The organism is Streptomyces sp. IBSNAI002 (assembly GCF_052244475.1).
GTDB lineage: Bacteria > Actinomycetota > Actinomycetes > Streptomycetales > Streptomycetaceae > Streptomyces.
In genome coordinates this window covers 4,154,222-4,176,093 of record NZ_JBQPXG010000002.1, presented here as the reverse complement: position 1 = coordinate 4,176,093, position 21,872 = coordinate 4,154,222, and the positions used below count along the sequence as shown (strand labels likewise).

Sequence of the window (21,872 nt, the reverse complement as noted above, 5' to 3'; positions counted from 1 at the left end):
AATCGACTCGTTGTCCACAGTTTTCGAGCAAGATCCACTTCTTTTTCCCGATGGCTGCACGGTGATTCCGGCCGCGAAGTGCGCGGTGCTGGATTTCGCAGGGAGAAGGGGGCGGAGATCGTGGCTCGATCGAAGTCGTGTGAAACGCCGGAGTCCGTGCCGGCCGGGGCGGGGACCGTGGCCGCGGGGCCGGCCTGGGGCGCCGGCGGGCGGCCGCTGATCATCACCGAGGATCCCCTGCTGCTCGACGACCTGCTGCGGCTGTGCGCCGCCGCGGGCGCCGAGCCGCACGTGCACCACGAGGTGCCGGAGCCGAGCGGTGCGGCCGGACCCGGCGGTGTCGGCTGGGAGTCCGCGCCGCTCGTCCTGGTCGGGGACGACGCGGCCGGGCGGGTGCGCGGGGCGCCGCGCAGGGACGGCGTGTTCCTCGTCGGACGGGACCTGGACGACCCCCTCGTGTGGCAGCGGGCGGTCGAGATCGGCGCCGAGGAGGTGCTGAGGCTCCCCGATGCGGAGAGCCTCCTGGTCGACCGGATCGCCGACGTGGTGGAAGGAGCCGGCCGGCCCGCCCTCGCCGTCGGGGTGATCGGCGGCAGCGGCGGGGCCGGGGCCTCCACCCTCGCCTGCGCCCTCGCGCTGCGGGCCGCCCGCACCGGCGAGCGGACCATCCTCATCGACGGCGACCCGCTGGGCGGCGGGATGGACGTCCTCCTCGGGGGCGAGGCCGCGGAAGGGCTGCGCTGGCCCGACTTCGCGGGCTCGCGCGGACGGGTCGGCGCGGGAGCCCTGGAGGAGTCCCTGCCCGAACTGCACGCCCTGCGCGTGCTCAGCTGGGACCGCGGGGACCGGGTGGTGGTGCCGCCCGCCGCGATGCGGTCGGTGGTGGCCGCGGCGCGGCGCCGGGGCGGGGTCCTGGTGGTCGACCTGCCGCGGCGGGTGGACGAAGCCGTGGCCGAGGTGCTGGCCCAGCTCGACCTGGTCCTGCTGGTGGTGCCGGGCGAGCTGCGCGCGGTGGCCGCCGCGGGCCGGGTGGCGGCCGGAGTGCGGATGGTGGCCCGCGACGTCCGCGTCGTCGTACGGGGGCGCTGCCCGGGCGGCCTCGAACCGGAGGCCGTGGCCGCGCTCCTGGGAGTGCCGCTGGCCGGTGAGGTCCCGGTCGAGGTCGGCCTCCCGGGCCGGGTGGCCGAAGGAGAACCACCGGGGTCACAGGGGCGGGGCGCGCTGGCCCGCTTCTGCGACGGCTTCTGGCAGCGGGCGCTCAACTCCGCCCAGGGGGTGCCGGCATGAGCGCGGTACTGCTGGACGCGGTGCGCAGGCGGCTCGCCGAGACCGGAGCGGAGCCGACCCCGGCGCGGGTGGCGGCGGCCCTGCGGGCGCAGGGCAGGCTGCTGGGAGACGCGGAAGTGCTCGGAGTCGCCGCCGAGTTACGGTCCGAGCTGGTCGGCGCCGGCCCGCTCGAGCCGCTGCTCGCCGACCCGGAGGTCACCGACGTGCTGGTGGCCGCTCCGGACCGGGTGTGGGTGGACCGGGGCGGCGGGCTCGAGCTGACCGGAGTGACCTTCGAGGGCCCCGAGGGGGTGCGCAGGCTCGCCCAGCGGCTGGCCGCCGTCGCCGGGCGCAGGCTGGACGACGCCCGGCCCTGGGTGGACGCCCGGATGCCTGACGGCACCCGGCTGCACGCGGTGCTCCCGCCCGTGTCCGTCGGGTCGGCCTGCCTCTCGCTGCGCGTGGTGCGGCCGCGCGCGTTCACGCTGGAGGAGCTGGTCGAGGCGGGCACCCTGCCGCCCGGCGGGCAACGGCTGCTGCGGGAGATGGTCGAGGCCCGGCTCTCGTTCCTCGTCTCGGGCGGGACCGGAACGGGCAAGACCACCTTGCTCAGCGCCCTGTTGGGGCTGGTGGGTCCCACCGAGCGGATCGTGCTGGCCGAGGATTCGGCCGAGCTGCGCCCCGACCACCCGCATGTGGTGCGCCTGGAGACCCGGCCCGCCAACCAGGAGGGTGCGGGCCTGGTCACCCTGGCGGACCTGGTGCGGCAGGCACTGCGGATGCGCCCGGACCGGCTGGTGGTCGGCGAGGTCCGGGGCCCTGAGGTCGCGGACCTCCTGGCGGCCCTGAACACCGGACACGAGGGCGGCTGCGGCACGGTCCACGCCAATGCGGCCGCCCACGTACCGGCCCGGCTGGAGGCGCTGGGGACGGCCGCCGGGCTCGACCGGGCCGCCCTGCACAGCCAGTTGGCTGCCGCGCTGACCCTGGTGGTCCACCTCGTCCGGGACCGGGAAGGCCGGCGCCGGGTGGCCGAGGTGCACGTGCTGGAGCGGGACGCGGCCGGGCTGGTGGTCACCGTGCCGGCGCTGCGCTGGTCCGCGCGGGGCTTCGTACGGGAGCGGGGCTGGGAGCGGCTGCGCCCGCTGCTGCGAGGTGCCCGGTGAGCCCCGGGGCCGCGCTGCCGCTGCCGGTGTTCGCCGGGGTGCTGTGTGCGGCGGCGGCCGCCTGGGGGCTGAGCGGCGCGGACCGGGTGTCCCGGCGGGCCCGGGTGGTGCTGGCCGGGGGCGGTCCGGTGGTGCCCCGTGGTCCGGCCCGCGTGGAGCGGCTGCTCGTCGGCGTACGGGTGCGGTCGGCGCGGTGGCGGGAGTGGGCCGCCCTCGGGGTGGGGCTGCTGGTCGCGGTGGCCGGCGGGTCGGTGATCCCGGCGCTGGCCGGAGCCGCCGCGGTGCCCCTGGTGAGGCGCTGGCTGCGGATCCGGGCGCGGGAGCGGGCCCGGGTGGCGCGGGCCGCCGAGGTGGTGGCGCTGTGCGGGGCGGTGGTGGGCGAGCTGCGGGCGGGGGCCCAGCCCGGGCAGGCCCTGACCGCGGCGATACGGCGCACGGTGGACGGCCCCGGCGGTCCGGGTGCGGCGGAGGCAGGGGTGCTGGCCGCCGCGGCGTTCGGCGGGGACGTGCCCGGGGCGCTGCGGCAGGCGGCCCGCGAGCGGGGCGCGGAGGGGCTGGCCGGGATGGCCGCCTGCTGGCGGGTGTCGGTGGACGGCGGCGCGGGTCTGGCCGCCGGGCTGGACCGGCTGGAGGGCGCTCTGCGGGCCGAGCGGGACCGGCAGGAGTCGCTGCGCGCCCAGCTGGCGGGGGCGCGGTCCACGGCCGTGGTGCTCGCCCTGCTGCCCCTGGTGGGGCTGCTGATCGGCACCGGGCTGGGTGCGGATCCGCTGCGGGTGCTGCTGCACACCCCGATGGGGTGGGGGTGCCTGGTCGCGGGAGCGGTGCTGGAGGCGCTCGGGCTGCTGTGGTGCCGGCGGATCGTACGGACGGGGGAGCGGTGATGGGCGGCTTCGCGATCCACAGGCTGGGGACGGCGCTGTGCCTGACGGCGGCGCTGTGCACGGCGCTGGCGCTGGCGGCGGCGGTCCGGGAGCGGCGGGCGCGGCGCAGGCTCGGGCTGCTGCTGGGGGTGCGGCCGAGGCGGCGGGAGCCGGTGTGGCGCGCCCGGACGCACGGCGCGGTGGCCGGCTGGGCCGGGCCGGCCGGGGCGCTGCTGTCGGGCTGGGTGCTCGTCGGCGGGATGGCCGGGATGGTCGTGGGAGCTCTGGCGGCGCTCGGAGTACGGCGCTGGCAGGGCAGGGCGCGCCCCACGGCCGGGGTGGATCCGCGGGAGGCGGAGCGTCAGCTGGCGTTCGCCGCGGACCTGTTGGCCGCCTGTCTGGCGGCCGGGGCCGGGCCCGTGGAGGCCGCGGAGGTCGTGGGGGAGTCGCTGGGCGGCCCGGTGGGCGAGCGGCTGGCGCGGGCCGGGGCCGAACTGCGGCTCGGCGGCGAACCAGGAGCCGCATGGGGGAGGTTGGCGGAGATACCGGGTGCCCGCGCCCTCGCGGAGTGCCTGGAGCGGGCCGCCCGGACGGGGGCTCCCGCGGCCGAACCGGTCTCCCGGCTCGCGTCGGCCCTCCGGGAGGACCGGACCCGGCAGGCGGGTGCCAGGGCGCAGAAGGCGGCGGTGCTCGTCACGGCCCCGGTCGGGCTGTGTTTCCTCCCCGCATTTCTCGCGATCGGGGTCGCTCCGGTGGTGATCGGAATGGCCTCCGGCCTTCTCTCGAACACCTGACGTCACATGAGCCACGCACATTAACCACTCACATCAACAACGGAAATCAACAGGAGTAGCCATGAGGATCATCTGGTTTCGGATGCGGACGGCACTGCGCGGCCGCGGAGGCGATGCGGGGATGTCCACTTCGGAATACGCCATGGGCACGATCGCGGCCTGTGCGTTCGCCGCTGTTCTGTACAAGGTGGTGACGAGTGAGGTGGTCTCCACGGCCCTTCAGTCGACCATCGGAAAGGCACTCGATGTTCCGTTCTGAGGACGAATCCGGGGCCGTGGGGGAAACGGGGGACCGGGGATTCGTCACGGCGGAGGCGGCCTTGGTGATTCCCGCTCTGGTGCTCTTCGCCGCGCTGCTGGTGTGGGCGCTGATGGCGGCGGCCGCGCAGATCCGGTGCGTGGACGCCGCCCGGGCCGGGGCCCGGGCGGCGGCCCGGTCGGAGCCTGCGGAGGTGGCGGTGGCGGCGGCCCGGGCGGCCGCCCCGTCGGGGGCGCGGGTGTACCTGGAGCGGGCGGGCGACCTGTGGCGGGTTCGTGTGGAGGCCCCGGCTCCGGGACCGCGCGGGCTGCCGGTGCGGCTCGGGGCGCGGGCGGTGGCCCTGGCCGAGGACAGCGTGGGGCCGCCGCCGTGAGCCGGGACCGGGGTTCGGCGACGGTGTGGGCGGTGCTGGTGGCCACGGTCCTGGGCGCGGTCTTCGGCGGTGTGCTGCTGCTCGGTCAGGCGGTCGTGGCCCGGCACCGGGCGGCCGCCGCCGCGGACCTGGCGGCGCTCGCGGCGGCGGCGTCCTGGGCCCACGGGCCCGGGAGGGCCTGTGGGGCGGCGCTGCGGGTGGCCCGGGCCCAGGGCGCGGTCCTGGCCGCCTGCGGCCTGCGGGGCGAGGTCGCGGAGGTCACGGCGCGCCCGGAGGCCGGGGCCTTCACCCCGGAGATCCGGGCCCGGGCGGGCCCGCCCCGGGAGGAGCCTGCGCCAGGAGGCGGGTGAGCAGGCGGATGGCGCCGCGCTTGTGGAGGGGGTCGTTGCCGTTGCCGCACTTGGGCGACTGGATGCAGGACGGGCAGCCGGCCTCGCATTCGCAGGCCGCGATGGCGTCGCGGGTCGCCGTCAGCCAGGCGCGGGCCGTGTGGAAGGCCCGTTCCGCGAACCCGGCGCCGCCGGGGTGGCCGTCGTAGACGAAGACCGTGGGGAGGAGGGTGTCGGGATGCAGCGGCACGGAGACGCCGCCGATGTCCCAGCGGTCGCAGGTGGCGAACAGCGGGAGCAGGCCGATGGAGGCGTGCTCGGCGGCGTGCAGGGCGCCGGCGAGGATCTCCGGGTTGATCCGTGCCTCGTCGAGCTGGTCCTCGGTGACCGTCCACCACACGGCCCGGGTGCGCAGGGTGCGGGGCGGCAGGTCGAGTCTGGTCTCGCCCAGCACCTCGCCGGTGATCAGTTTGCGCCGCAGATAGGAGACGACCTGGTTGGTGACCTCGACGGAGCCGTAGCAGAGCCGGGCCGGGCCCCAGGGGACCTCGGTCTCGGTCTCCAGGACGGAGATGGAGGTGGTGTCGCGGGCGGTGGTGGAGAAGGGCGGGTTCGACTCCTCGACGAGGGCCGCCGCGTCCGCCAGGTCCAGGTGCTTCACGAGGTACGTGCGGCCCTGGTGCAGGTGCACGGCCCCCTCGTGGACGGCGGTGTGGGCGGCCGACTCGTCGACCGTGCCCAGCAGCCGCCCCGTCGAGGCCTCGACGATCTGCACCGGGCGGCCGCCGCCGCCCCGGATGTCGGTCAGGTCCGAGGCCCGCTCCCGGCGGGTCCAGTGCCAGGCCGTGGCCCGCCGGCGGAGCAGCTTCGCCGCTTCGAGCTGGGGGAGGAGGTCCTTGGTCGCCGGGCCGAAGAGGTCCAGGTCGGCGTCGGTCAGCGGGAGCTCCGCCGCGGCCGCGCACAGGTGGGGGGCGAGCACGTACGGGTTGTCGGGGTCCAGCACGGTGGCTTCCACGGGCTGCCGGAACAGCGCCTCGGGGTGGTGGACGAGGTAGGTGTCCAGGGGGTCGTCGCGGGCGACCAGCACGGCCAGGGCGCCCTGGCCCGAACGCCCGGCCCGGCCCGCCTGCTGCCACAGGGACGCCCTGGTGCCCGGGTAGCCGGTGATCAGGACCGCGTCCAGCCCCGAGACGTCCACGCCCAGCTCCAGGGCGGTCGTGGCGGCCAGTCCCAGCAGCTCCCCGGAGTGCAGGGCCCGCTCCAGGGCCCGCCGCTCCTCGGGCAGGTAGCCGCCCCGGTAGGCGGCGACCCGCCGGGCCAGCGACCGGTCCACCTCGGAGAGGCGCTCCTGGGCGATCACCGCGATCAGCTCGGCGCCGCGCCGGGAGCGCACGAAGGCCACCGTACGGACCCCCTGGACGACCAGGTCGGTCAGCAGGTCCGCGGTCTCCGCCGTGGCCGTACGGCGCACGGGGGCGTCCTTCTCGCCGCGCAGCTCGGTGAGGAGCGGCGGCTCCCACAGGGCGAAGACGACCTCGCCGCGCGGCGAGGCGTCCTCGGTGATCTCGGTCACTCGCGTTCCGGTCAGCCGTGAGGCGGCCGCCGCCGGGTCGCTGGCGGTGGCCGAGGCCAGCAGGAACACCGGATCGGAGCCGTAGCGGGCGCACAGCCGCCGCAGCCGGCGCAGGACCTGGGCCACGTGGGAGCCGAATACCCCGCGGTAGGAGTGGCACTCGTCGATCACGACGTAGCGCAGGGCCTTGAGGAAGGAGGACCAGCGGGGGTGGGCCGGGAGGATGCCGCGGTGCAGCATGTCGGGGTTGGTGAGGACGTAGTTGGCGTACTGGCGCACCCATTCGCGCTCTTCCACCGGCGTGTCGCCGTCGTAGACGGCGGGGCGGACCGCGTTGCCGAGCGGGGCGGCCAGTTCCCGCACGGCGCGGCGCTGGTCGGCCGCCAGAGCCTTGGTAGGGGCCAGGTAGAGGGCGGTCGCACCCCTGCCGTTCGGCGCCTCCGCTCCGTCCGCGAGGGCGGAGAGCACGGGCGCCAGGTAGGCCAGCGACTTGCCCGAGGCGGTTCCGGTGGCGACGACGACGGATTCGCCGTCCAGGGCGTGCTCGGCGGCCGCGGCCTGGTGTTCCCACGGATGGCCGATCCCGGCCGCCTGAATCGCGGCTACGACATCCGTTCGGATGCGGTCGGGCCAGACTGCATGACGGCCCTCCCGAGGGGGCAAGTGCTCCGTATGGGTGATGCGCGCAGCCCGGGAAGGCCCCCGTGACAGGCGGTCCAGGACCGTGCCGGGAGTGGGTCGTGGGTCCGCGGGTGCCGTGGGCCGACCGGGGCGGTGAGTATTGGCCATTGGAACCGAGTGTGTCACCGGCGTGCGGGACAATGGTCCCAAGGCGTCGTGCGCGCCTGCCGGTAAGTGATTGAATGCCATCGCGGCAGCCAATCCCTCGCCTACCTTCGGGTGGGGAGGCCCCTGGGGGGCGCCGCTCGATAGCAAGGTGCTGGAGGATCCGTGGACCTGTCCCTGTCGACTCGCACTGTCGGCGACCGTACGGTCGTAGAGGTCGGTGGCGAGATTGATGTGTATACCGCGCCCAAGCTGCGCGAGCAGTTGGTCGAGTTGGTGAACGACGGCAGCTACCACCTGGTTGTCGACATGGAGCGAGTGGACTTCCTCGACTCCACCGGGCTTGGTGTGCTCGTGGGAGGCCTCAAGCGCGTCCGCGCGCACGAGGGTTCGCTGCGGCTGGTGTGCAACCAGGAGCGCATCCTGAAGATCTTCCGCATCACCGGTCTGACCAAGGTGTTCCCGATCCACACCTCCGTGGACGACGCCGTCAACGCCACCGACTGACGGCTCCCGAAGGCAGGGAGCCGATAGGAGAGCGGGGGTACCGGGCCACTGACGGCCCGGGCCCCTGTCAAGGCACGCCCGTAGTCCGAGGGGGACGCGCATGGCCACCGTTGAACTGCGCTTCAGCGCCCAGCCCGAACACGTCAGGACGGCCCGCCTCGTCGCGGCCGCCGTGGCGCGCCGGGCGGGAGTGGAGGAAGCCGTCCTCGACGAGGTCCGCCTCGCCGTGGGCGAGGCCTGCTCGCGCGCCGTCGGACTGCACATCAGCAACGGGCTGACCGCGCCCGTCCGGGTCGTCCTGACCGAGGAGGAGAAGGTGTTCTCCATCGAGGTCGGCGACGAGGTTCCCGGACCGGCCGGCGGCCCGGGCGATGCCGTGTCCGGCATCGACGCCGCCCTGGACCCCGACGCCGACGGAGAGGACGAGATGGGCCTCGCGGTGATCAGTGGGCTCGTCGACGACGTCGAGGTGACCAGTGGGGAATCGGGCGGGACCATCCGGATGAGCTGGCCCGTCTCGGGCGCCGGCGATCTGCCGTAGATCCACTGAGCGCGGATTCCTTCGTATCTTCCGATCTTTATCAAGGCCCTGCTGAGCAGGGCCTTTTTCATTTCCCTAGATCAATGACCGGGCGTCAATGCCTTTGCCCCATTACCACTTTCGAGGGTAATGGAGTGACGCGATCTATTGCTGAGGAGCAAGAGCACGCCAATTCCGTTTCCTGTGCACTGTTTTGATCAGGGTGCGCTCCCTACAATCCGTCCACATCTTGAGCTCATCACGTCAAGGAGGACGAATGACGGGGCTCTTCACCCCTCTCGCGCCGGATCGCACCTCTGATCTGGCAGCCGCAGTACTCACCGATGACAACCGGCTCATCGTGATCGTCATCGCGGCCGTGGCACTGGCCGCCCTCGTCGTCGCGCAGATCCTGGTCCGCCAGGTCCTCGCCGCCGACGAGGGAACCGACAGCATGAAGAAGATCGCCGCGGCGGTGCAGGAAGGCGCCAACGCCTACCTGGGCCGTCAGCTGCGCACCCTCGGCGTCTTCGCCGTCGTGGTGTTCTTCCTGCTCTTCCTGCTCCCCGCCGACACCTGGTCGCAGCGGGCGGGACGTTCCGCCTTCTTCCTCGTGGGCGCCCTCTTCTCGGCGGCCACCGGCTACATCGGCATGCGGCTCGCGGTCCGCGCCAACGTCCGCGTCGCCGCCGCCGCACGCGAGGCCACCCCCGCCGAGGGCGAGCCCGCCAAGGACCTGACCGAGGTCTCCCACAAGGCGATGAAGATCGCCTTCCGTACGGGCGGCGTCGTCGGCATGTTCACCGTCGGCCTCGGCCTGCTCGGCGCCTCCTGCGTCGTCCTGGTCTACGCGGCCGACGCCCCCAAGGTCCTGGAGGGCTTCGGCCTCGGCGCCGCGCTGATCGCGATGTTCATGCGTGTCGGCGGCGGCATCTTCACCAAGGCCGCCGACGTCGGCGCCGACCTGGTCGGCAAGGTCGAGCAGGGCATTCCGGAGGACGACCCGCGCAATGCCGCGACCATCGCCGACAACGTGGGCGACAACGTCGGCGACTGCGCCGGAATGGCCGCCGACCTCTTCGAGTCGTACGCCGTCACCCTGGTGGCCGCGCTCATCCTCGGCAAGGCCGCCTTCGGCGACCTGGGCCTGGCGTTCCCGCTGATCGTCCCCGCGATCGGCGTGATCACCGCGATGATCGGCATCTTCGCGGTCTCCCCGCGCCGCAGCGACCGCAGCGGAATGGCCGCCATCAACCGCGGCTTCTTCATCTCCGCGGTGATCTCCCTGGTGCTGGTCGCGATCGCCGTCTACGCCTACCTGCCGGCCACCTACAAGGAGCTCGTCGGGGTCGAGAACGCCGCGATCCTGAACCACTCCGGAGACCCGCGCGTCCTGGCCGTCGTCGCCGTCGCGATCGGCATCGTGCTCGCTGCCCTGATCCAGCAGCTGACCGGCTACTTCACCGAGACCAACCGCCGACCCGTCCGGGACATCGGCAAGTCCTCCCTCACGGGTGCGGCCACCGTCGTCCTCGCCGGCATCTCGGTCGGCCTGGAGTCCGCGGTCTACACGGCGCTGCTGATCGGCCTCGGTGTCTACGGGGCGTTCCTGCTCGGCGGCACGTCGATCATGCTCGCGCTCTTCGCGGTGGCCCTGGCCGGCACCGGACTGCTCACCACCGTCGGCGTCATCGTCGCCATGGACACCTTCGGGCCGGTCTCCGACAACGCCCAGGGCATCGCCGAGATGTCCGGGGACGTCGAGGGCGCCGGTGCGCAGGTGCTGACCGACCTGGACGCGGTGGGCAACACCACCAAGGCCATCACCAAGGGCATCGCCATCGCCACGGCCGTACTCGCGGCGGCCGCGCTGTTCGGCTCGTACAACGACGCCATCGCGACCGCGGTCAAGCAGGTGGGTGCCAAGGCCGGGGAGATGAACCTCAGCCTGGACATCGCGCAGCCCAACAACCTGGTCGGGCTGATCCTGGGCGCGGCGGTCGTGTTCCTGTTCTCGGGCCTGGCCATCAACGCGGTCTCCCGCTCCGCGGGCGCCGTGGTCTACGAGGTGCGGCGCCAGTTCCGCGAGCACCCCGGGATCATGGACTACACCGAGAAGCCCGAGTACGGGCGCGTGGTGGACATCTGCACCAAGGACGCGCTGCGCGAGCTCGCCACGCCCGGCCTGCTCGCCGTCCTCACCCCGATCGCCGTGGGCTTCACCCTCGGGGTCGGCGCCCTCGGTTCCTTCCTCGCGGGCGCCATCGGCACGGGCACGCTGATGGCGGTCTTCCTCGCCAACTCCGGCGGCGCGTGGGACAACGCGAAGAAGCTCGTCGAGGACGGCCACCACGGCGGCAAGGGCAGTGACGCCCACGCGGCGGTCGTCATCGGCGACACGGTCGGCGACCCGTTCAAGGACACCGCGGGTCCGGCCATCAACCCGCTGCTGAAGGTCATGAACCTGGTGGCACTGCTGATCGCCCCGGCGGTCGTGCAGTTCAGCTACGGCCCGGACACCAGCGCGACCGTACGGGCGGTCGTCGCCGTGCTCGCGATCGGCGTCATCATCGGCGCGGTGTACGTCTCCAAGCGCCGCGGCATCGCCGTCGGCGAGGAGCCCGAGTCCGGAGCCGCCGAGCGGGTGGGCCAGCCGGCCGACCCCGCGACGGTCTCCTGACCCGAGGCACGGCGGCGCAGGGGGCGCGGGCCGGGCAGGGCCGGCCGGAAGCCCCGTGCGCCCGAACGGCGGACAGGCGGCGCGGACTGACGCGCCGTCTGTCCGCCTTTGTGCGCCGCCGGATGACGGCCGTGTATCTTCCGGGCCGAGAGCCTTCGAAGGGACCAATCCGGTGAACAAGAAGCTTGCGGCCGCAGTGTCGGGCGGTGCGGTACTGATGCTCGTCCTGTCCGGGTGCGGTGGGGACGACGGCGACAAGAAGGCCGACGCCTGGGCCAAGAAGGTCTGCGACCAGTGGCAGCCCGAACTTGAGAAGGTCGAGGCGGCCAACGCCGAGATCAAGCGCGTGGCGACCGAGAGCAGCAAGCCGGAGGAGGTCCAGAAGACCGATTCGGCGGCGTTCGCGACCATGTCCGAGTCGTACAAGACGATGGGGACCGCGCTGCAGGGGGCGGGAGTTCCGCCGGTCAAGAACGGCCAGGCGACGCTGGACGCGGCGGTCAAGGGCTTCGAGGAGACCTCCAAGGGCTACGCCGACCTGAAGACCAAGATGGACGCGCTGGACGCCAAGGACCAGACGAAGTTCGCCGAGGGGCTCAAGGAGCTGGCGGGCGGCCTCCAGGAGGCCACGAAGGGCGGCAAGGACGCCCTCGCCCAGCTCAACGCGGGCGGCCTGGACAAGGCGATGAACAGCCAGAAGGGCTGCCAGGTCACGGCGCCCTCGCCGTCGCCCAAGTAGCCCTGCGGGGCGGTGGGCTGACGGCGGCCGGGGCGGCCGCGTTCCGGAAGGGACGCGGCCGCCCCGTCGCACGTCCGGGCCCGCGACGGCCCGCGACGGCCCGCATTGGCCCGCAACGGCCCGCGGCGCCCGCGCGGGCGCACCGATCGCCGGTCCCAGCGGCCACAATGGTGGGGTGAGTACCACCAGCCTTCCCTCGCCCGACCACGCCGCCGAGCTGCGTACCGCCCTGCTGGCCGCCGGCTTCACCGCCGACGGGCTGCTCGACCTGCTCGGTGCCCCCGCCTACGCCGCCCTCGCCCGCAGCGAGACGGTCCCCGCCCTGCGCGCCACGCGCGGCGGCGGTGACGGCGCGCTCGCCAGCCTGGTGCGGCTGTTCCTGCTCCAGCAGCCCGTCCCGTACGTGCACGCCCAGGGCGCGCTGCCCGTCGAGGATGCCCTCGCCGACGGCTGGCTGCGCGCCGAGGGCGACGAGGTGCACGCCACCGTCGACGTGCGCCCGTACGGCGGGCCCGACGGCGAGGACTGGTTCATCGTCTCCGACCTCGGCTGCGCCGTCGGCGGGGCCAGCGGGATCGGCAGCCGCGAGGAGGGCGTGGTCCTCGGGGTCGGCGGTGCCTCCACCACGCTGGCCGGGATCACCGTCCGCCTGCCGGTGGGCTCGGCCCTGGACCTCGGCACCGGATCGGGCATCCAGGCGCTGCACGCGGCCCAGCACGCCACACGGGTCACCGCGACCGACGTCAACCCCCGGGCGCTGGAGTTCACCCGGTTGACGCTGGCACTGTCCGGCGCCCCGCAGGCGGAGCTGCTCACCGGGTCGCTCTTCGAGCCCGTCGGGGAAGCGACGTACGACCTGATCGTGTCCAACCCGCCGTTCGTGATCTCCCCCGGCGCCCGCCTCACGTACCGGGACGGCGGCATGGGCGGCGACGACCTGTGCCGGACCCTGGTCCAGGAGGCCGGCGCGCACCTGAACCCCGGCGGGTACGCGCAGTTCCTGGGCAACTGGCAGCACGTGGAGGGCGAGGACTGGCACGACCGGGTCCGCTCCTGGGTGCCGCGAGGCTGCGATGCGTGGATCGTGCAGCGTGACGTGCAGGACGTGACGCAGTACGCCGAGCTGTGGCTGCGGGACGCGGGTGACCACCGTGCCGACCCCGCCGAGTACGCGCGGCGGTACGAGGACTGGCTGGACGAGTTCGAGGCCCGCAAGACGAAGTCCGTCGGCTTCGGCTGGATCACCTTGCGCCGGACGGACGCGGCCGAGCCCTCGATCGTGGTGGAGGAGTGGCCGCACTCGGTGGAGCAGCCGCTCGGCGAGACCGTCCTGGCCCATTTCGCACGCCAGGACTACCTGCGCGACCACGACGACGCGGCTCTTCTGGAGGGCTACTTCCAGCTGGCGGTCGAGGTCGTGCAGGAGCAGGTCGGCGCGCCGGGCTCGGAGGATCCCGAGCACGTCGTGCTCCGGCAGAACCGCGGAATGCGGCGCGCGACCAAGGTCGACACGGTCGGAGCGGGTTTCGCCGGAGTGTGTGACGGCTCACTGAGCGCGGGGCGGATCCTGGACGCGATCGCGCACCTGGTCCAGGAGGATCCGGTCGTGCTGCGGGACCGGACCCCGGAGGCCATCCGGATGCTCGTCGAGCAGGGCTTCCTGGAGCCGGTCACCGACCCGGGGCGGTAGCCGGAACCGGGATGTAACCCGGGGTTCGCCCGCCGTATCCGAACGGCTGGAAGGCTCTCGCGCAGCGGGATCCGGGGGGATCCCGGGAGCGGCCCAGGGGTAGGGAGAGCGGCATGGAGAACGGTCCGGCGATCTTCTCGGGCGCCGTGTTCCTGCTGTTCGGGGCGGCTCTGCTGGCCTGGACGGGGGCGCGCGCCCTGCGCGGCGCGCTGGTGGCCGAAGGAGTGCGCCCCGCCGTGGCCGTCCCGCTGGCGCTGCTCGCCGGCGGGGTGTCGCTGGCCCTCGGCGCGTGGTGCCTCGCGAGGCCCTGACGCGGGGCCTCGGCCGCTTCGTTCCGGCCCTCGAAGCAGGTCCGGACGGCGATGCGGAAGCCGGTGCGGGGGAGGCTCGGGGAGGGGTCCGAGGGCGGGGCCAGACGGCCCCCCGGACACTCGGCCCGGTGACCGGCAGGGGCCCGGCGCGGCATCCGGGCGGCAGAACCGGCACTTGTCGGGTTACCGTTCGAGTGGCCGTTGCGGGCTTGTGCCGTTTGACACGGGGGCGGGTTGTACCGTCACACTCCGCAGCGTCGCCGTACCGCGACCGAGTGCCGACCGGAGAGAAGAGCCAAGTTGTCCCCGACTAGCGAGACCGCAAAGGGCGGCCGCCGACTCGTCATCGTCGAGTCCCCTGCCAAGGCGAAGACGATCAAGGGCTACCTCGGCCCGGGATACGTCGTCGAGGCGAGCGTCGGGCACATCCGCGACCTCCCGAACGGCGCGGCCGAGGTTCCCGACAAGTACACCGGCGAGGTCCGCCGCCTCGGCGTCGACGTCGAGCACGACTTCGCGCCGATCTACGTCGTCAACGCCGATAAGAAGGCCCAGGTCAGGAAGCTCAAGGAGCTGCTGGCCGAGTCCGACGAACTCTTCCTCGCCACCGATGAGGACCGCGAGGGCGAAGCCATCGCGTGGCACCTGCAGGAAGTCCTCAAGCCCAAGGTCCCCGTCCACCGGATGGTCTTCCACGAGATCACCAAGGACGCGATCCGCGACGCCGTCGCCAACCCGCGCGAGCTGAACCAGCGCATGGTCGACGCGCAGGAGACCCGCCGCATCCTCGACCGCCTCTACGGCTACGAGGTCTCGCCGGTCCTGTGGAAGAAGGTCATGCCGCGCCTGTCGGCCGGCCGCGTCCAGTCGGTGGCCACCCGCCTCGTCGTCGAGCGGGAGCGCGAGCGCATCGCCTTCCGCTCCGCCGAGTACTGGGACCTGACCGGAACCTTCGCCACCGGGCGCACCGGTGACGCCTCCGACCCCTCGACGCTGGTCGCCCGCCTGAACACGGTGGACGGCAAGCGCGTGGCGCAGGGCCGTGACTTCGGCTCGAACGGGCAGCTCAAGAGCGAGGTGCTGCACCTCGACGAGGGAGGCGCCCGGGCGCTCGCCGCCGCGCTGGCGGAGACCTCGTTCGCCGTCCGCTCGGTCGAGTCCAAGCCGTACCGCCGCTCCCCGTACGCCCCGTTCCGTACGACGACGCTCCAGCAGGAGGCCTCGCGCAAGCTGGGCTTCGGTGCGAAGGCGACCATGCAGGTGGCCCAGAAGCTGTACGAGAACGGCTTCATCACCTATATGCGTACGGACTCCACCACGCTGTCGGACACCGCGGTGTCGGCGGCGCGGGCGCAGGTCACGCAGCTCTACGGGGCCGACTACCTGCCGGAGAAGCCGCGCGTCTACGCGGGCAAGGTCAAGAACGCCCAGGAGGCGCACGAGGCGATCCGTCCTTCGGGTGATCGTTTCCGCACCCCGGCGGAGACCGGTCTGACCGGCGACCAGTTCCGCCTCTACGAGCTCATCTGGAAGCGGACCGTCGCCTCCCAGATGAAGGACGCGGTCGGCAACAGCGTCACCGTGAAGATCGGCGGGCGGGCGGCCGACGGCCGGGACGCCGAGTTCACCGCCTCCGGCAAGACGATCACCTTCCACGGGTTCATGAAGGCCTACGTCGAGGGCGCGGACGACCCGAACGCCGAGCTCGACGACCGCGAGAAGCGCCTCCCGCAGGTCGCGGAGGGCGACGCGCTCGCCGCCGAGGAGATCACGGTGGACGGTCACTCGACCAAGCCGCCGGCCCGCTACACCGAGGCCTCGCTGGTCAAGGAGCTGGAAGAGCGCGAGATCGGCCGCCCGTCGACGTACGCGTCGATCATCGGAACGATCCTCGACCGCGGCTACGTCTTCAAGAAGGGCACGGCGCTCGTGCCGTCCTTCCTGTCGTTCGCCGTGGTGAACCTGCTGGAGACGCACTTCGGCCGGCTGGTCGACTACGACTTCACCGCGAAGATGGAGGACGACCTCGACCGCATCGCGCGGGGCGAGGCCCAGTCCGTGCCGTGGCTGAAGCGGTTCTACTTCGGCTCGGAGGACGCGACCGAGGTCGTGCCCGCCGACGGGGACCACCTCGGCGGTCTGAAGGAGCTGGTCACGGACCTGGGCGCGATCGACGCCCGGGAGATCTCCTCCTTCCCGGTCGGTCAGGACATCGTGCTGCGCGTCGGCCGCTACGGGCCGTACGTGGAGCGGGGCGAGAAGGACGCGGAGGGCCACCAGCGGGCCGACGTACCGGACGACATGGCTCCGGACGAGCTGACGGTCGAGTACGCGGAGGAGCTGTTCGCCAAGCCGAGCGGCGAGTTCGAGCTCGGCAAGGACCCGGTCAGCGGCAACGAGATCGTCGCCAAGGACGGCCGCTACGGGCCGTACGTGACGGAGATCCTCCCCGAGGGCACGCCGAAGACGGGCAAGAACGCGGTCAAGCCGCGGACGGCCTCGCTCTTCAAGTCGATGAGCCTGGACACGGTCACCCTCGACGACGCGCTGAAGCTGATGTCGCTGCCGCGCGTGGTCGGCGTGGACGCGGAGAACGTCGAGATCACGGCCCAGAACGGCCGCTACGGCCCGTACCTGAAGAAGGGCACGGACTCGCGGTCGCTGGAGACCGAGGACCAGCTCTTCTCGATCACGCTGGACGAGGCGCTGGCCATCTACGCGCAGCCCAAGCAGCGCGGCCGGGCCGCGGCCAAGCCGCCGCTGAAGGAGCTGGGCACGGACCCGGTCAGCGAGAAGCCGGTGGTGGTCAAGGACGGCCGCTTCGGGCCGTACGTGACGGACGGCGAGACGAACGCGACGCTGCGCCGGGACGACGACGTCGAGACGATCACGCCGGAGCGCGGCTACGAGCTGCTCGCGGAGAAGCGGGCGAAGGGCCCGGCCAAGAAGACGGCGAAGAAGGCCCCGGCCAAGAAGGCTCCGGCGAAGAAGGCGACGGCGACGAAGACCGCTGCCGCGAAGAAGACGACGGCGGCCAAGAAGACGACCGCGAAGAAGACGGTGGCGAAGAAGGCCACGGCCAAGAAGGCGGCCGCGGCGCCGGCGGACGAGTAGCCCCCGGCCGGTCCCGGCCGGTCCCGGCCAACGGATCGCCGGCCGACGGGCCGGACGGCGTCGTGTGCTCCGCACGAGGCCGTCCGGCCCGTCGGCGTTCGCGGCGCGGGGGTCCGGGGTGGGGGCCCGGGGAGCGAAGGTGGGTCCGGGGTCACAGTGGACCTTGTCCACAGGCCTCCGCAGCGGCCAAGCGCAGCGGATAGGCTGGGCGGATGACGCGAGCCGAGCAGCCGACGGTCGTGACCGCCCCCGCGAACCCCGCCTACGACGAAGCCCTAGCCGCGGATTCCCGCGAGCGTGCGGTGCGCGCACTGCTGCGCACCCCAAGGCTGCGCCGGCTGTGGAGTGCCCAGTTGGTGAGCGGCATCGGTGATGCCCTCGCGCTGCTGGTGCTGGTGCTGCTGGCCCTTCAGGCCGCCGCCACCGAAGGAGCCTTCGGCGGCGGCTACCGGGGTGCGGCCCTCGCCGTGGCCGTCGTCTTCGGGGTCCGGATCCTGGCCACCCTGTTCTTCGGAGCGGTCCTGCTGGGACCGCTTTCCGGTCTGCTCGCCCCGGGCGGCAAGCTGGACCGCCGCTGGACGATGATCGGGGCCGACGGGGTGCGGCTCGCGCTCTTCGTCGTCGCCCCGCTGTGGCTCGACTGGATCCCGGCCCACGCGCTCACCGCGCTGCTGGCCACCGTCTTCGTGGCCGGCGCCGCCGAGCGGCTGTGGACCCTGGCCAAGGAGAGCACGGCTCCGGCCCTGCTGCCCGTGCCGCCGCCCGAGGGGGCGACCGTACGACCGCTTCCTGACCACTTGGACGCGCTGCGCCGGCTGAGCCTGCGTACGGCGTTCGCGGCGCTCCCGGTCGCGGCGGCCGCGCTGCTCGCCGCCACCCTGGTCGGCAAGGCCCTCGGGCTCGGCGTCGACTGGTTCGCCGCGAACCAGGCCGCGCTCGGCTCGTACGTGGCCTCCGGCCTCTTCGCGGCCTCCGTGTCGCTGCTGCTGCCGCTGGTGCTGCCCGGCGGGAAGACCCCGCGGCCGCGTTCGCCGCTGGAGGGCCTGCGCGCCCCCAAGACGGGGGACCGGCCCGACAAGGGCCGGACCGGCGTCATCCCGCTGCTGGTCCTGGCCTGCGCGGCCGTCGCGGGCGCGGTGTCCTGCGCCGTGGCCGTGGCCGTGCTGCACGCCTTCGACCTCGGCGGCGGTCCGGCCGCCTTCGCACTGTTCGTCCTCGCGCTGGTCGGCGGCACCGCTGCGGGCATCCGCGCCACCCAGGCCGGCAAGGTGCTGCCCGCCCTGTCCAGGCGGCGGCTGCTGGCCCTGGCCATAGCGGTGGCCGGGCTGTCGCTGCTGCTCGCCGGGCTGGTCGCGGACACCGCCACCGTGCTGTTCCTCTCGCTGCTCGCCGGCGCCTCCGCAGGTGTCGCCGCCAACACCGGGCACACGTTGCTGGACCAGGAGACCGAGGAGTTCCGCCGGGCCCGGGTCACCGAGCACCTGCACGCGGTCGTACGGGTGGCCGTGGCGCTCGGAGCCGTCGTGGCGCCGGTGCTCGCCGCGGTGATCGGGCCGCACCGGCTGGGCGGGGGCGAGGTCGTCGTCGCGCACGGCGGCGCCGCCTTCACCCTGATGCTCGTCGGCGCCCTGCTGCTGCCGGTCGCGGCCGTGGTCCTCGCCAAGGCAGACGACCGCAGCGGAGTGCCCCTGCGGCGTGACCTGCGCGAGGCGCTGCGCGGCGGGGAGCCGGTGCAGGCCCCGTCCGGCACCGGGTTCTTCATCGCCCTGGAGGGCGGCGACGGCGCCGGCAAGTCCACGCAGGTGGAGGCGCTGGCCGACTGGATATGGGGCAAGGGCCACGAGGTCGTCGTGACGCGGGAGCCGGGGGCCACCCCGGTGGGCAAGCGGCTCCGTTCGATCCTGCTCGACATCTCCTCGGCCGGGCTCTCGAACCGTGCCGAGGCACTGCTGTACGCCGCCGACCGCGCGGAGCACGTGGACACGGTGGTGCGCCCGGCCCTGGAGCGCGGCGCGGTGGTCATCTCGGACCGCTACATCGACTCCTCCGTGGCCTACCAGGGGGCGGGCCGCGACCTCTCCCCGACGGAGATCGCGCGGATCTCGCGCTGGGCCACCGACGGGCTCGTCCCGAACCTGACCGTGCTGCTCGACGTGTCGCCGGAGGCGGCGCGCGAGCGGTTCACGGAGGCTCCGGACCGGCTGGAGTCGGAGCCGGCCGAGTTCCACCAGCGGGTGCGGTCCGGGTTCCTGACCCTGGCCGCGGCCGATCCCGGTCGCTACCTGGTGGTCGACGCGGGCCAGGACCCGGACTCGGTGACCACCGTCGTACGGCACCGGCTGGACCGGATGCTGCCGCTCTCGGAGGCCGAGGTGGTGGCCCAGGCCGAGGCCCGGCGGCTCGCCGAGGAGGAGGCCCGGCGCCGGGCGGAGGAAGAGGCCGCGCGCAAGGCGGAGGAAGCCCGGCTGAAGGCCGAGGAGGAGGCCCGGCTCGCCCGCGAGGCCGAGGCGGCCCGGATCAAGGCCGAGGCGGAGGCCGCGCGCAAGGCCGAGGAAGAGGCGCGGGCCCGGGCCGAGGCCGAGCGGCTGCGTGCCGAGGCCGAGGAGAAGGCCCGGGCGGCCGAGGAGGAGCGGCTGCGCCGGCAGGCGGAGGAGGAGGCCCGGCTGCGCGCCGAGGCCGAGGAACGGCGGCTGGAGAAGCAGCGGCGGGCCGAGGAGGCCCTGCTGAAGGCCGAGGAAGCGCGCCGGCTGGCTGCTGCGGCGGCGGCCGAGGCGGCGGCCCGGGCGTCGGCGGCAGCGGCGGCTTCGGCTGCTGCGTCGGCTCCTGCTCCCGCTCCTGCTCAGGCGTCGGCCCCGGCTCCGGCTCCGGCTGCTCAGGCCCCGGCTCCGGCTCCGGCTGCTCAGGCCCCGGCTGCCCCGGCTCAGGAACCGGCTTCGGCTCCGGAGCCGGATGGTCCGCATCCGGACGATGCGGTGACGCTTGAGACGCCGGCGCTCCGGCGGGTCGTCCAGCCCGACGACATCACGCAGACCGTCCCCGTCCCGAAGGTCGACACGACGAAGCCGCCGGTCCGGCCGACGGACGAGACCGCCGTACTGCCTCCCGTGCGGCCGACGGAGGAGACGGCCGTACTGCCTCCCGTACGCCCGCAGGCCTCGCGGCCCACGGCCCGGCGCCCCGAGGAGAACCCGGCCGACCGGGTGCCTCCGGGCATCTTCCGGGACTCCGGGGGCGCGGGCACGGCGGGCGAGGACCGGACGCGCGAGCTCCCGGTCCTCGGCGAGGACGGCCGTCCGCGCCGGCCGCGGTCGGACTGGGCCGAGGAGACCCCGCTGGACGATCTGCCGTCGCTGGCGGACGAACTGCTGGGCCGCCGCCGGGACGACGAGCACGGTGAGGACGACGAGCGTGGCCCGCGCCGACGGCGCTGACCTGGGCGGGACCGGATTGTCAGTGCCGCGCGCCACAATGGGTGCACGCAGAGTGAAGTGAAAGGTGGTGGGCGGGATGCCCGTGTGGGACGACCTGGTGGGACAGGAGCGGGTCCAGAGGCAGCTGGCCGCCGCCGCCCGCGATGCCGACGCCCTGGTCACGGCCGCCACGGACGGCACCGCGCCGCCCGCCGCCTCCAAGATGACCCACGCCTGGCTCTTCACCGGGCCGCCCGGCTCGGGGCGGTCCACCGCCGCCCGGGCCTTCGCCGCGGCCCTGCAGTGCACCAGCCCCGACCGCGCCCTCGGAGGTGAGCCGGGCTGCGGGTTCTGCGACGGCTGCCACACCACCGTGATCGGCACGCACGCCGATGTGGAGATCGTCCGCACCGATCTGCTGTCGATCGGTGTGAAGGAGACCCGCGAGCTCGTGCGCCGGGCGCAGCTCTCCCCGGCCGTGGGCCGCTGGCAGGTCATCGTCCTGGAAGACGCCGACCGGCTCACCGAGGGCGCGGGCAATGTGATCCTCAAGGCCGTGGAGGAGCCCGCCCCGCGCACGGTGTGGCTGCTGTGCGCACCCTCGCTGGAGGACGTGCTGCCCACCATCCGTTCCCGCTGCCGGCACCTGACGCTGCGCACCCCGCCGGTCGACGCCGTGGCCGAGGTGCTGGTCCGGCGCGACGGCATCGAACCCGCCGTGGCCGCGGCCGCCGCCCGCGCCACCCAGGGCCACATCGGCCGGGCCCGCCGGCTCGCGACCGACGAGTCCGCCCGCTCCCGCCGGGCCTCCGTGCTGAAGCTCCCGCTCCGCGTCGACGACGTCGGCGGCTGCCTGAAGGCCGCGCAGGAGCTGGTGGACGCCGCCGCCGAGGACGCGAAGCAGGTCGCGGAGGAGGTCGACGCCAAGGAGACCGAGGAGCTGAGGGCAGCCCTCGGTGCCCAGGCGGGCGCCGGCAGCCGGATGCCGCGCGGCACGGCGGGTGTGATGAAGGAGCTGGAGGACCGCCAGAAGCGCCGCCGCACCCGCACCCAGCGCGACACCCTGGACCTGGCGCTGACCGACCTCACCGGCTTCTACCGGGACGTGCTGGCCCTGCAGCTCGGCTCGACCGTGGCCATCGCCAACGAGGAGATACGCCAGGACCTCGACCGGATCGCCCGTGCCTCGGGTCCCGAGCGGACCCTGCGCCGGATCGAGGCGATCATCGCCTGCCGGGAGGCCCTGGAACGCAACGTGGCGCCCCTGCTCGCGGTCGAGGCCATGACGATGTCCCTGCGCGCGGGCTGACCGGCCCGTCGGCGTCCACGCCTGGTTGACCGGCTCACCCGTACGGGCGGACCAGTCGCCGGCGCCCGGACGGTCCAGGTCCGTTCCCGGTCCGCGCCCCGCCCGGCGGGGGCCGCGGAACGGGCGGGGCTGTCCTGGCCCCGGGCGCGGTCTGGCCGCGGCCAGACCGCGCCCGGCAGGACGTAG

At 73.9% G+C, this 21,872-nt stretch carries 17 protein-coding genes; 16 read left to right on the top strand and 1 reads right to left on the bottom strand.

Translation table 11 applies throughout. The features are described 5' to 3' along the window. The first annotated feature begins 120 nt into the window (after nucleotides 1-120). The 7 genes from ssd to ACTVZO_RS20065 all read left to right on the top strand — a co-directional run bounded on the left by ssd (nucleotide 121) and on the right by ACTVZO_RS20065 (nucleotide 5,068). Nucleotides 121-1,287: a septum site-determining protein Ssd gene (gene ssd, locus ACTVZO_RS20095; protein ID WP_443299709.1), complete on the top strand. Its 1,167-nt coding sequence runs from the start codon at nucleotides 121-123 to the stop codon at nucleotides 1,285-1,287. Further along, nucleotides 1,284-2,432, top strand: coding sequence for a TadA family conjugal transfer-associated ATPase (locus ACTVZO_RS20090; protein WP_443299708.1), 1,149 nt, complete (start codon nucleotides 1,284-1,286; stop codon nucleotides 2,430-2,432). Before ssd ends, ACTVZO_RS20090 begins: the two co-directional genes overlap by 4 nt. Next, nucleotides 2,429-3,313, top strand: coding sequence for a type II secretion system F family protein (locus ACTVZO_RS20085; protein ID WP_443299707.1), 885 nt, complete (start codon nucleotides 2,429-2,431; stop codon nucleotides 3,311-3,313). The genes ACTVZO_RS20090 and ACTVZO_RS20085 overlap by 4 nt, the downstream gene beginning before the upstream one ends. Continuing rightward, the gene (locus tag ACTVZO_RS20080; RefSeq protein WP_443299706.1) at nucleotides 3,313-4,086 is read left to right on the top strand and encodes a type II secretion system F family protein; all 774 of its coding nucleotides are present in this window, start codon (nucleotides 3,313-3,315) and stop codon (nucleotides 4,084-4,086) included. The genes ACTVZO_RS20085 and ACTVZO_RS20080 overlap by 1 nt, the downstream gene beginning before the upstream one ends. 61 nt (nucleotides 4,087-4,147) lie before the next feature. Next, complete coding sequence (locus tag ACTVZO_RS20075; protein ID WP_443299705.1) at nucleotides 4,148-4,345, top strand: DUF4244 domain-containing protein; 198 nt, start codon at nucleotides 4,148-4,150, stop codon at nucleotides 4,343-4,345. A gap of 64 nt (nucleotides 4,346-4,409) precedes the next feature. Continuing rightward, on the top strand, nucleotides 4,410-4,718 hold the full coding sequence (locus ACTVZO_RS20070) for a TadE family type IV pilus minor pilin (RefSeq protein ID WP_443303228.1): 309 nt from the start codon (nucleotides 4,410-4,412) through the stop codon (nucleotides 4,716-4,718). Then, complete coding sequence (locus ACTVZO_RS20065; protein WP_443299704.1) at nucleotides 4,715-5,068, top strand: Rv3654c family TadE-like protein; 354 nt, start codon at nucleotides 4,715-4,717, stop codon at nucleotides 5,066-5,068. Before ACTVZO_RS20070 ends, ACTVZO_RS20065 begins: the two co-directional genes overlap by 4 nt. On the opposite strand, the gene ACTVZO_RS20060 is transcribed toward ACTVZO_RS20065, so the two are convergent. Further along, the gene (locus tag ACTVZO_RS20060; RefSeq protein WP_443299703.1) at nucleotides 5,004-7,490 is read right to left on the bottom strand and encodes a DEAD/DEAH box helicase; all 2,487 of its coding nucleotides are present in this window, start codon (nucleotides 7,488-7,490) and stop codon (nucleotides 5,004-5,006) included. The two genes, ACTVZO_RS20065 and ACTVZO_RS20060, sit on opposite strands and share 65 nt — an antisense overlap. An 81-nt stretch (nucleotides 7,491-7,571) precedes the next feature. Here ACTVZO_RS20060 and bldG point away from each other — a divergent pair, with 81 nt between their 5' ends. From bldG to ACTVZO_RS20015, 9 genes are all read left to right on the top strand, one after another. Then, nucleotides 7,572-7,913 (top strand): anti-sigma factor antagonist BldG, encoded by a 342-nt coding sequence (bldG, locus tag ACTVZO_RS20055; RefSeq protein ID WP_042812494.1) that lies wholly within the window; start codon nucleotides 7,572-7,574, stop codon nucleotides 7,911-7,913. 100 nt (nucleotides 7,914-8,013) lie between these two features. Next, nucleotides 8,014-8,454 carry an ATP-binding protein gene (locus ACTVZO_RS20050; protein ID WP_443299702.1) on the top strand — a complete coding sequence of 147 codons (441 nt, stop codon included), beginning with the start codon at nucleotides 8,014-8,016 and terminating at the stop codon, nucleotides 8,452-8,454. A gap of 256 nt (nucleotides 8,455-8,710) precedes the next feature. Beyond that, on the top strand, nucleotides 8,711-11,113 hold the full coding sequence (locus ACTVZO_RS20045) for a sodium-translocating pyrophosphatase (RefSeq protein WP_443299701.1): 2,403 nt from the start codon (nucleotides 8,711-8,713) through the stop codon (nucleotides 11,111-11,113). A 172-nt stretch (nucleotides 11,114-11,285) separates the two neighbouring features. Continuing rightward, nucleotides 11,286-11,852 (top strand): small secreted protein, encoded by a 567-nt coding sequence (locus ACTVZO_RS20040; protein ID WP_443299700.1) that lies wholly within the window; start codon nucleotides 11,286-11,288, stop codon nucleotides 11,850-11,852. 175 nt (nucleotides 11,853-12,027) lie between these two features. After that, the gene (locus ACTVZO_RS20035; RefSeq protein ID WP_443299699.1) at nucleotides 12,028-13,542 is read left to right on the top strand and encodes a DUF7059 domain-containing protein; all 1,515 of its coding nucleotides are present in this window, start codon (nucleotides 12,028-12,030) and stop codon (nucleotides 13,540-13,542) included. 113 nt (nucleotides 13,543-13,655) lie between these two features. Continuing rightward, nucleotides 13,656-13,853, top strand: a complete 198-nt coding sequence (locus ACTVZO_RS20030) for a hypothetical protein (protein ID WP_443299698.1) — start codon at nucleotides 13,656-13,658, stop codon at nucleotides 13,851-13,853. A 300-nt stretch (nucleotides 13,854-14,153) separates the two neighbouring features. Further along, entirely contained in the window at nucleotides 14,154-16,967 is a 2,814-nt protein-coding gene (gene topA / locus ACTVZO_RS20025) for a type I DNA topoisomerase (protein WP_443299697.1), read from the top strand. Nucleotides 16,968-17,179: 212 nt separating this feature from the next. After that, nucleotides 17,180-20,398, top strand: coding sequence for a dTMP kinase (gene tmk / locus ACTVZO_RS20020; protein WP_443299696.1), 3,219 nt, complete (start codon nucleotides 17,180-17,182; stop codon nucleotides 20,396-20,398). Between the two features lie 76 nt (nucleotides 20,399-20,474). Then, nucleotides 20,475-21,686, top strand: coding sequence for a DNA polymerase III subunit delta' (locus ACTVZO_RS20015; protein WP_443299695.1), 1,212 nt, complete (start codon nucleotides 20,475-20,477; stop codon nucleotides 21,684-21,686). The last annotated feature ends 186 nt before the right edge of the window (nucleotides 21,687-21,872 follow it).

Bases quoted from the DNA above. Each gene is read 5' to 3' on its own strand.
- ACTVZO_RS20090 (WP_443299708.1), top strand. From the start codon at position 1,284: ATGAGCGCGGTACTGCTGGACGCGGTGCGCAGGCGGCTCGCCGAGACC.
- ACTVZO_RS20080 (WP_443299706.1), top strand. From the start codon at position 3,313: ATGGGCGGCTTCGCGATCCACAGGCTGGGGACGGCGCTGTGCCTGACG.
- ACTVZO_RS20075 (WP_443299705.1), top strand. From the start codon at position 4,148: ATGAGGATCATCTGGTTTCGGATGCGGACGGCACTGCGCGGCCGCGGA.
- ACTVZO_RS20060 (WP_443299703.1), bottom strand. From the start codon at position 7,490: ATGGCATTCAATCACTTACCGGCAGGCGCGCACGACGCCTTGGGACCA.
- ACTVZO_RS20050 (WP_443299702.1), top strand. From the start codon at position 8,014: ATGGCCACCGTTGAACTGCGCTTCAGCGCCCAGCCCGAACACGTCAGG.
- ACTVZO_RS20045 (WP_443299701.1), top strand. From the start codon at position 8,711: ATGACGGGGCTCTTCACCCCTCTCGCGCCGGATCGCACCTCTGATCTG.
- ACTVZO_RS20030 (WP_443299698.1), top strand. From the start codon at position 13,656: ATGGAGAACGGTCCGGCGATCTTCTCGGGCGCCGTGTTCCTGCTGTTC.
- tmk (WP_443299696.1), top strand. From the start codon at position 17,180: ATGACGCGAGCCGAGCAGCCGACGGTCGTGACCGCCCCCGCGAACCCC.
- ACTVZO_RS20015 (WP_443299695.1), top strand. From the start codon at position 20,475: ATGCCCGTGTGGGACGACCTGGTGGGACAGGAGCGGGTCCAGAGGCAG.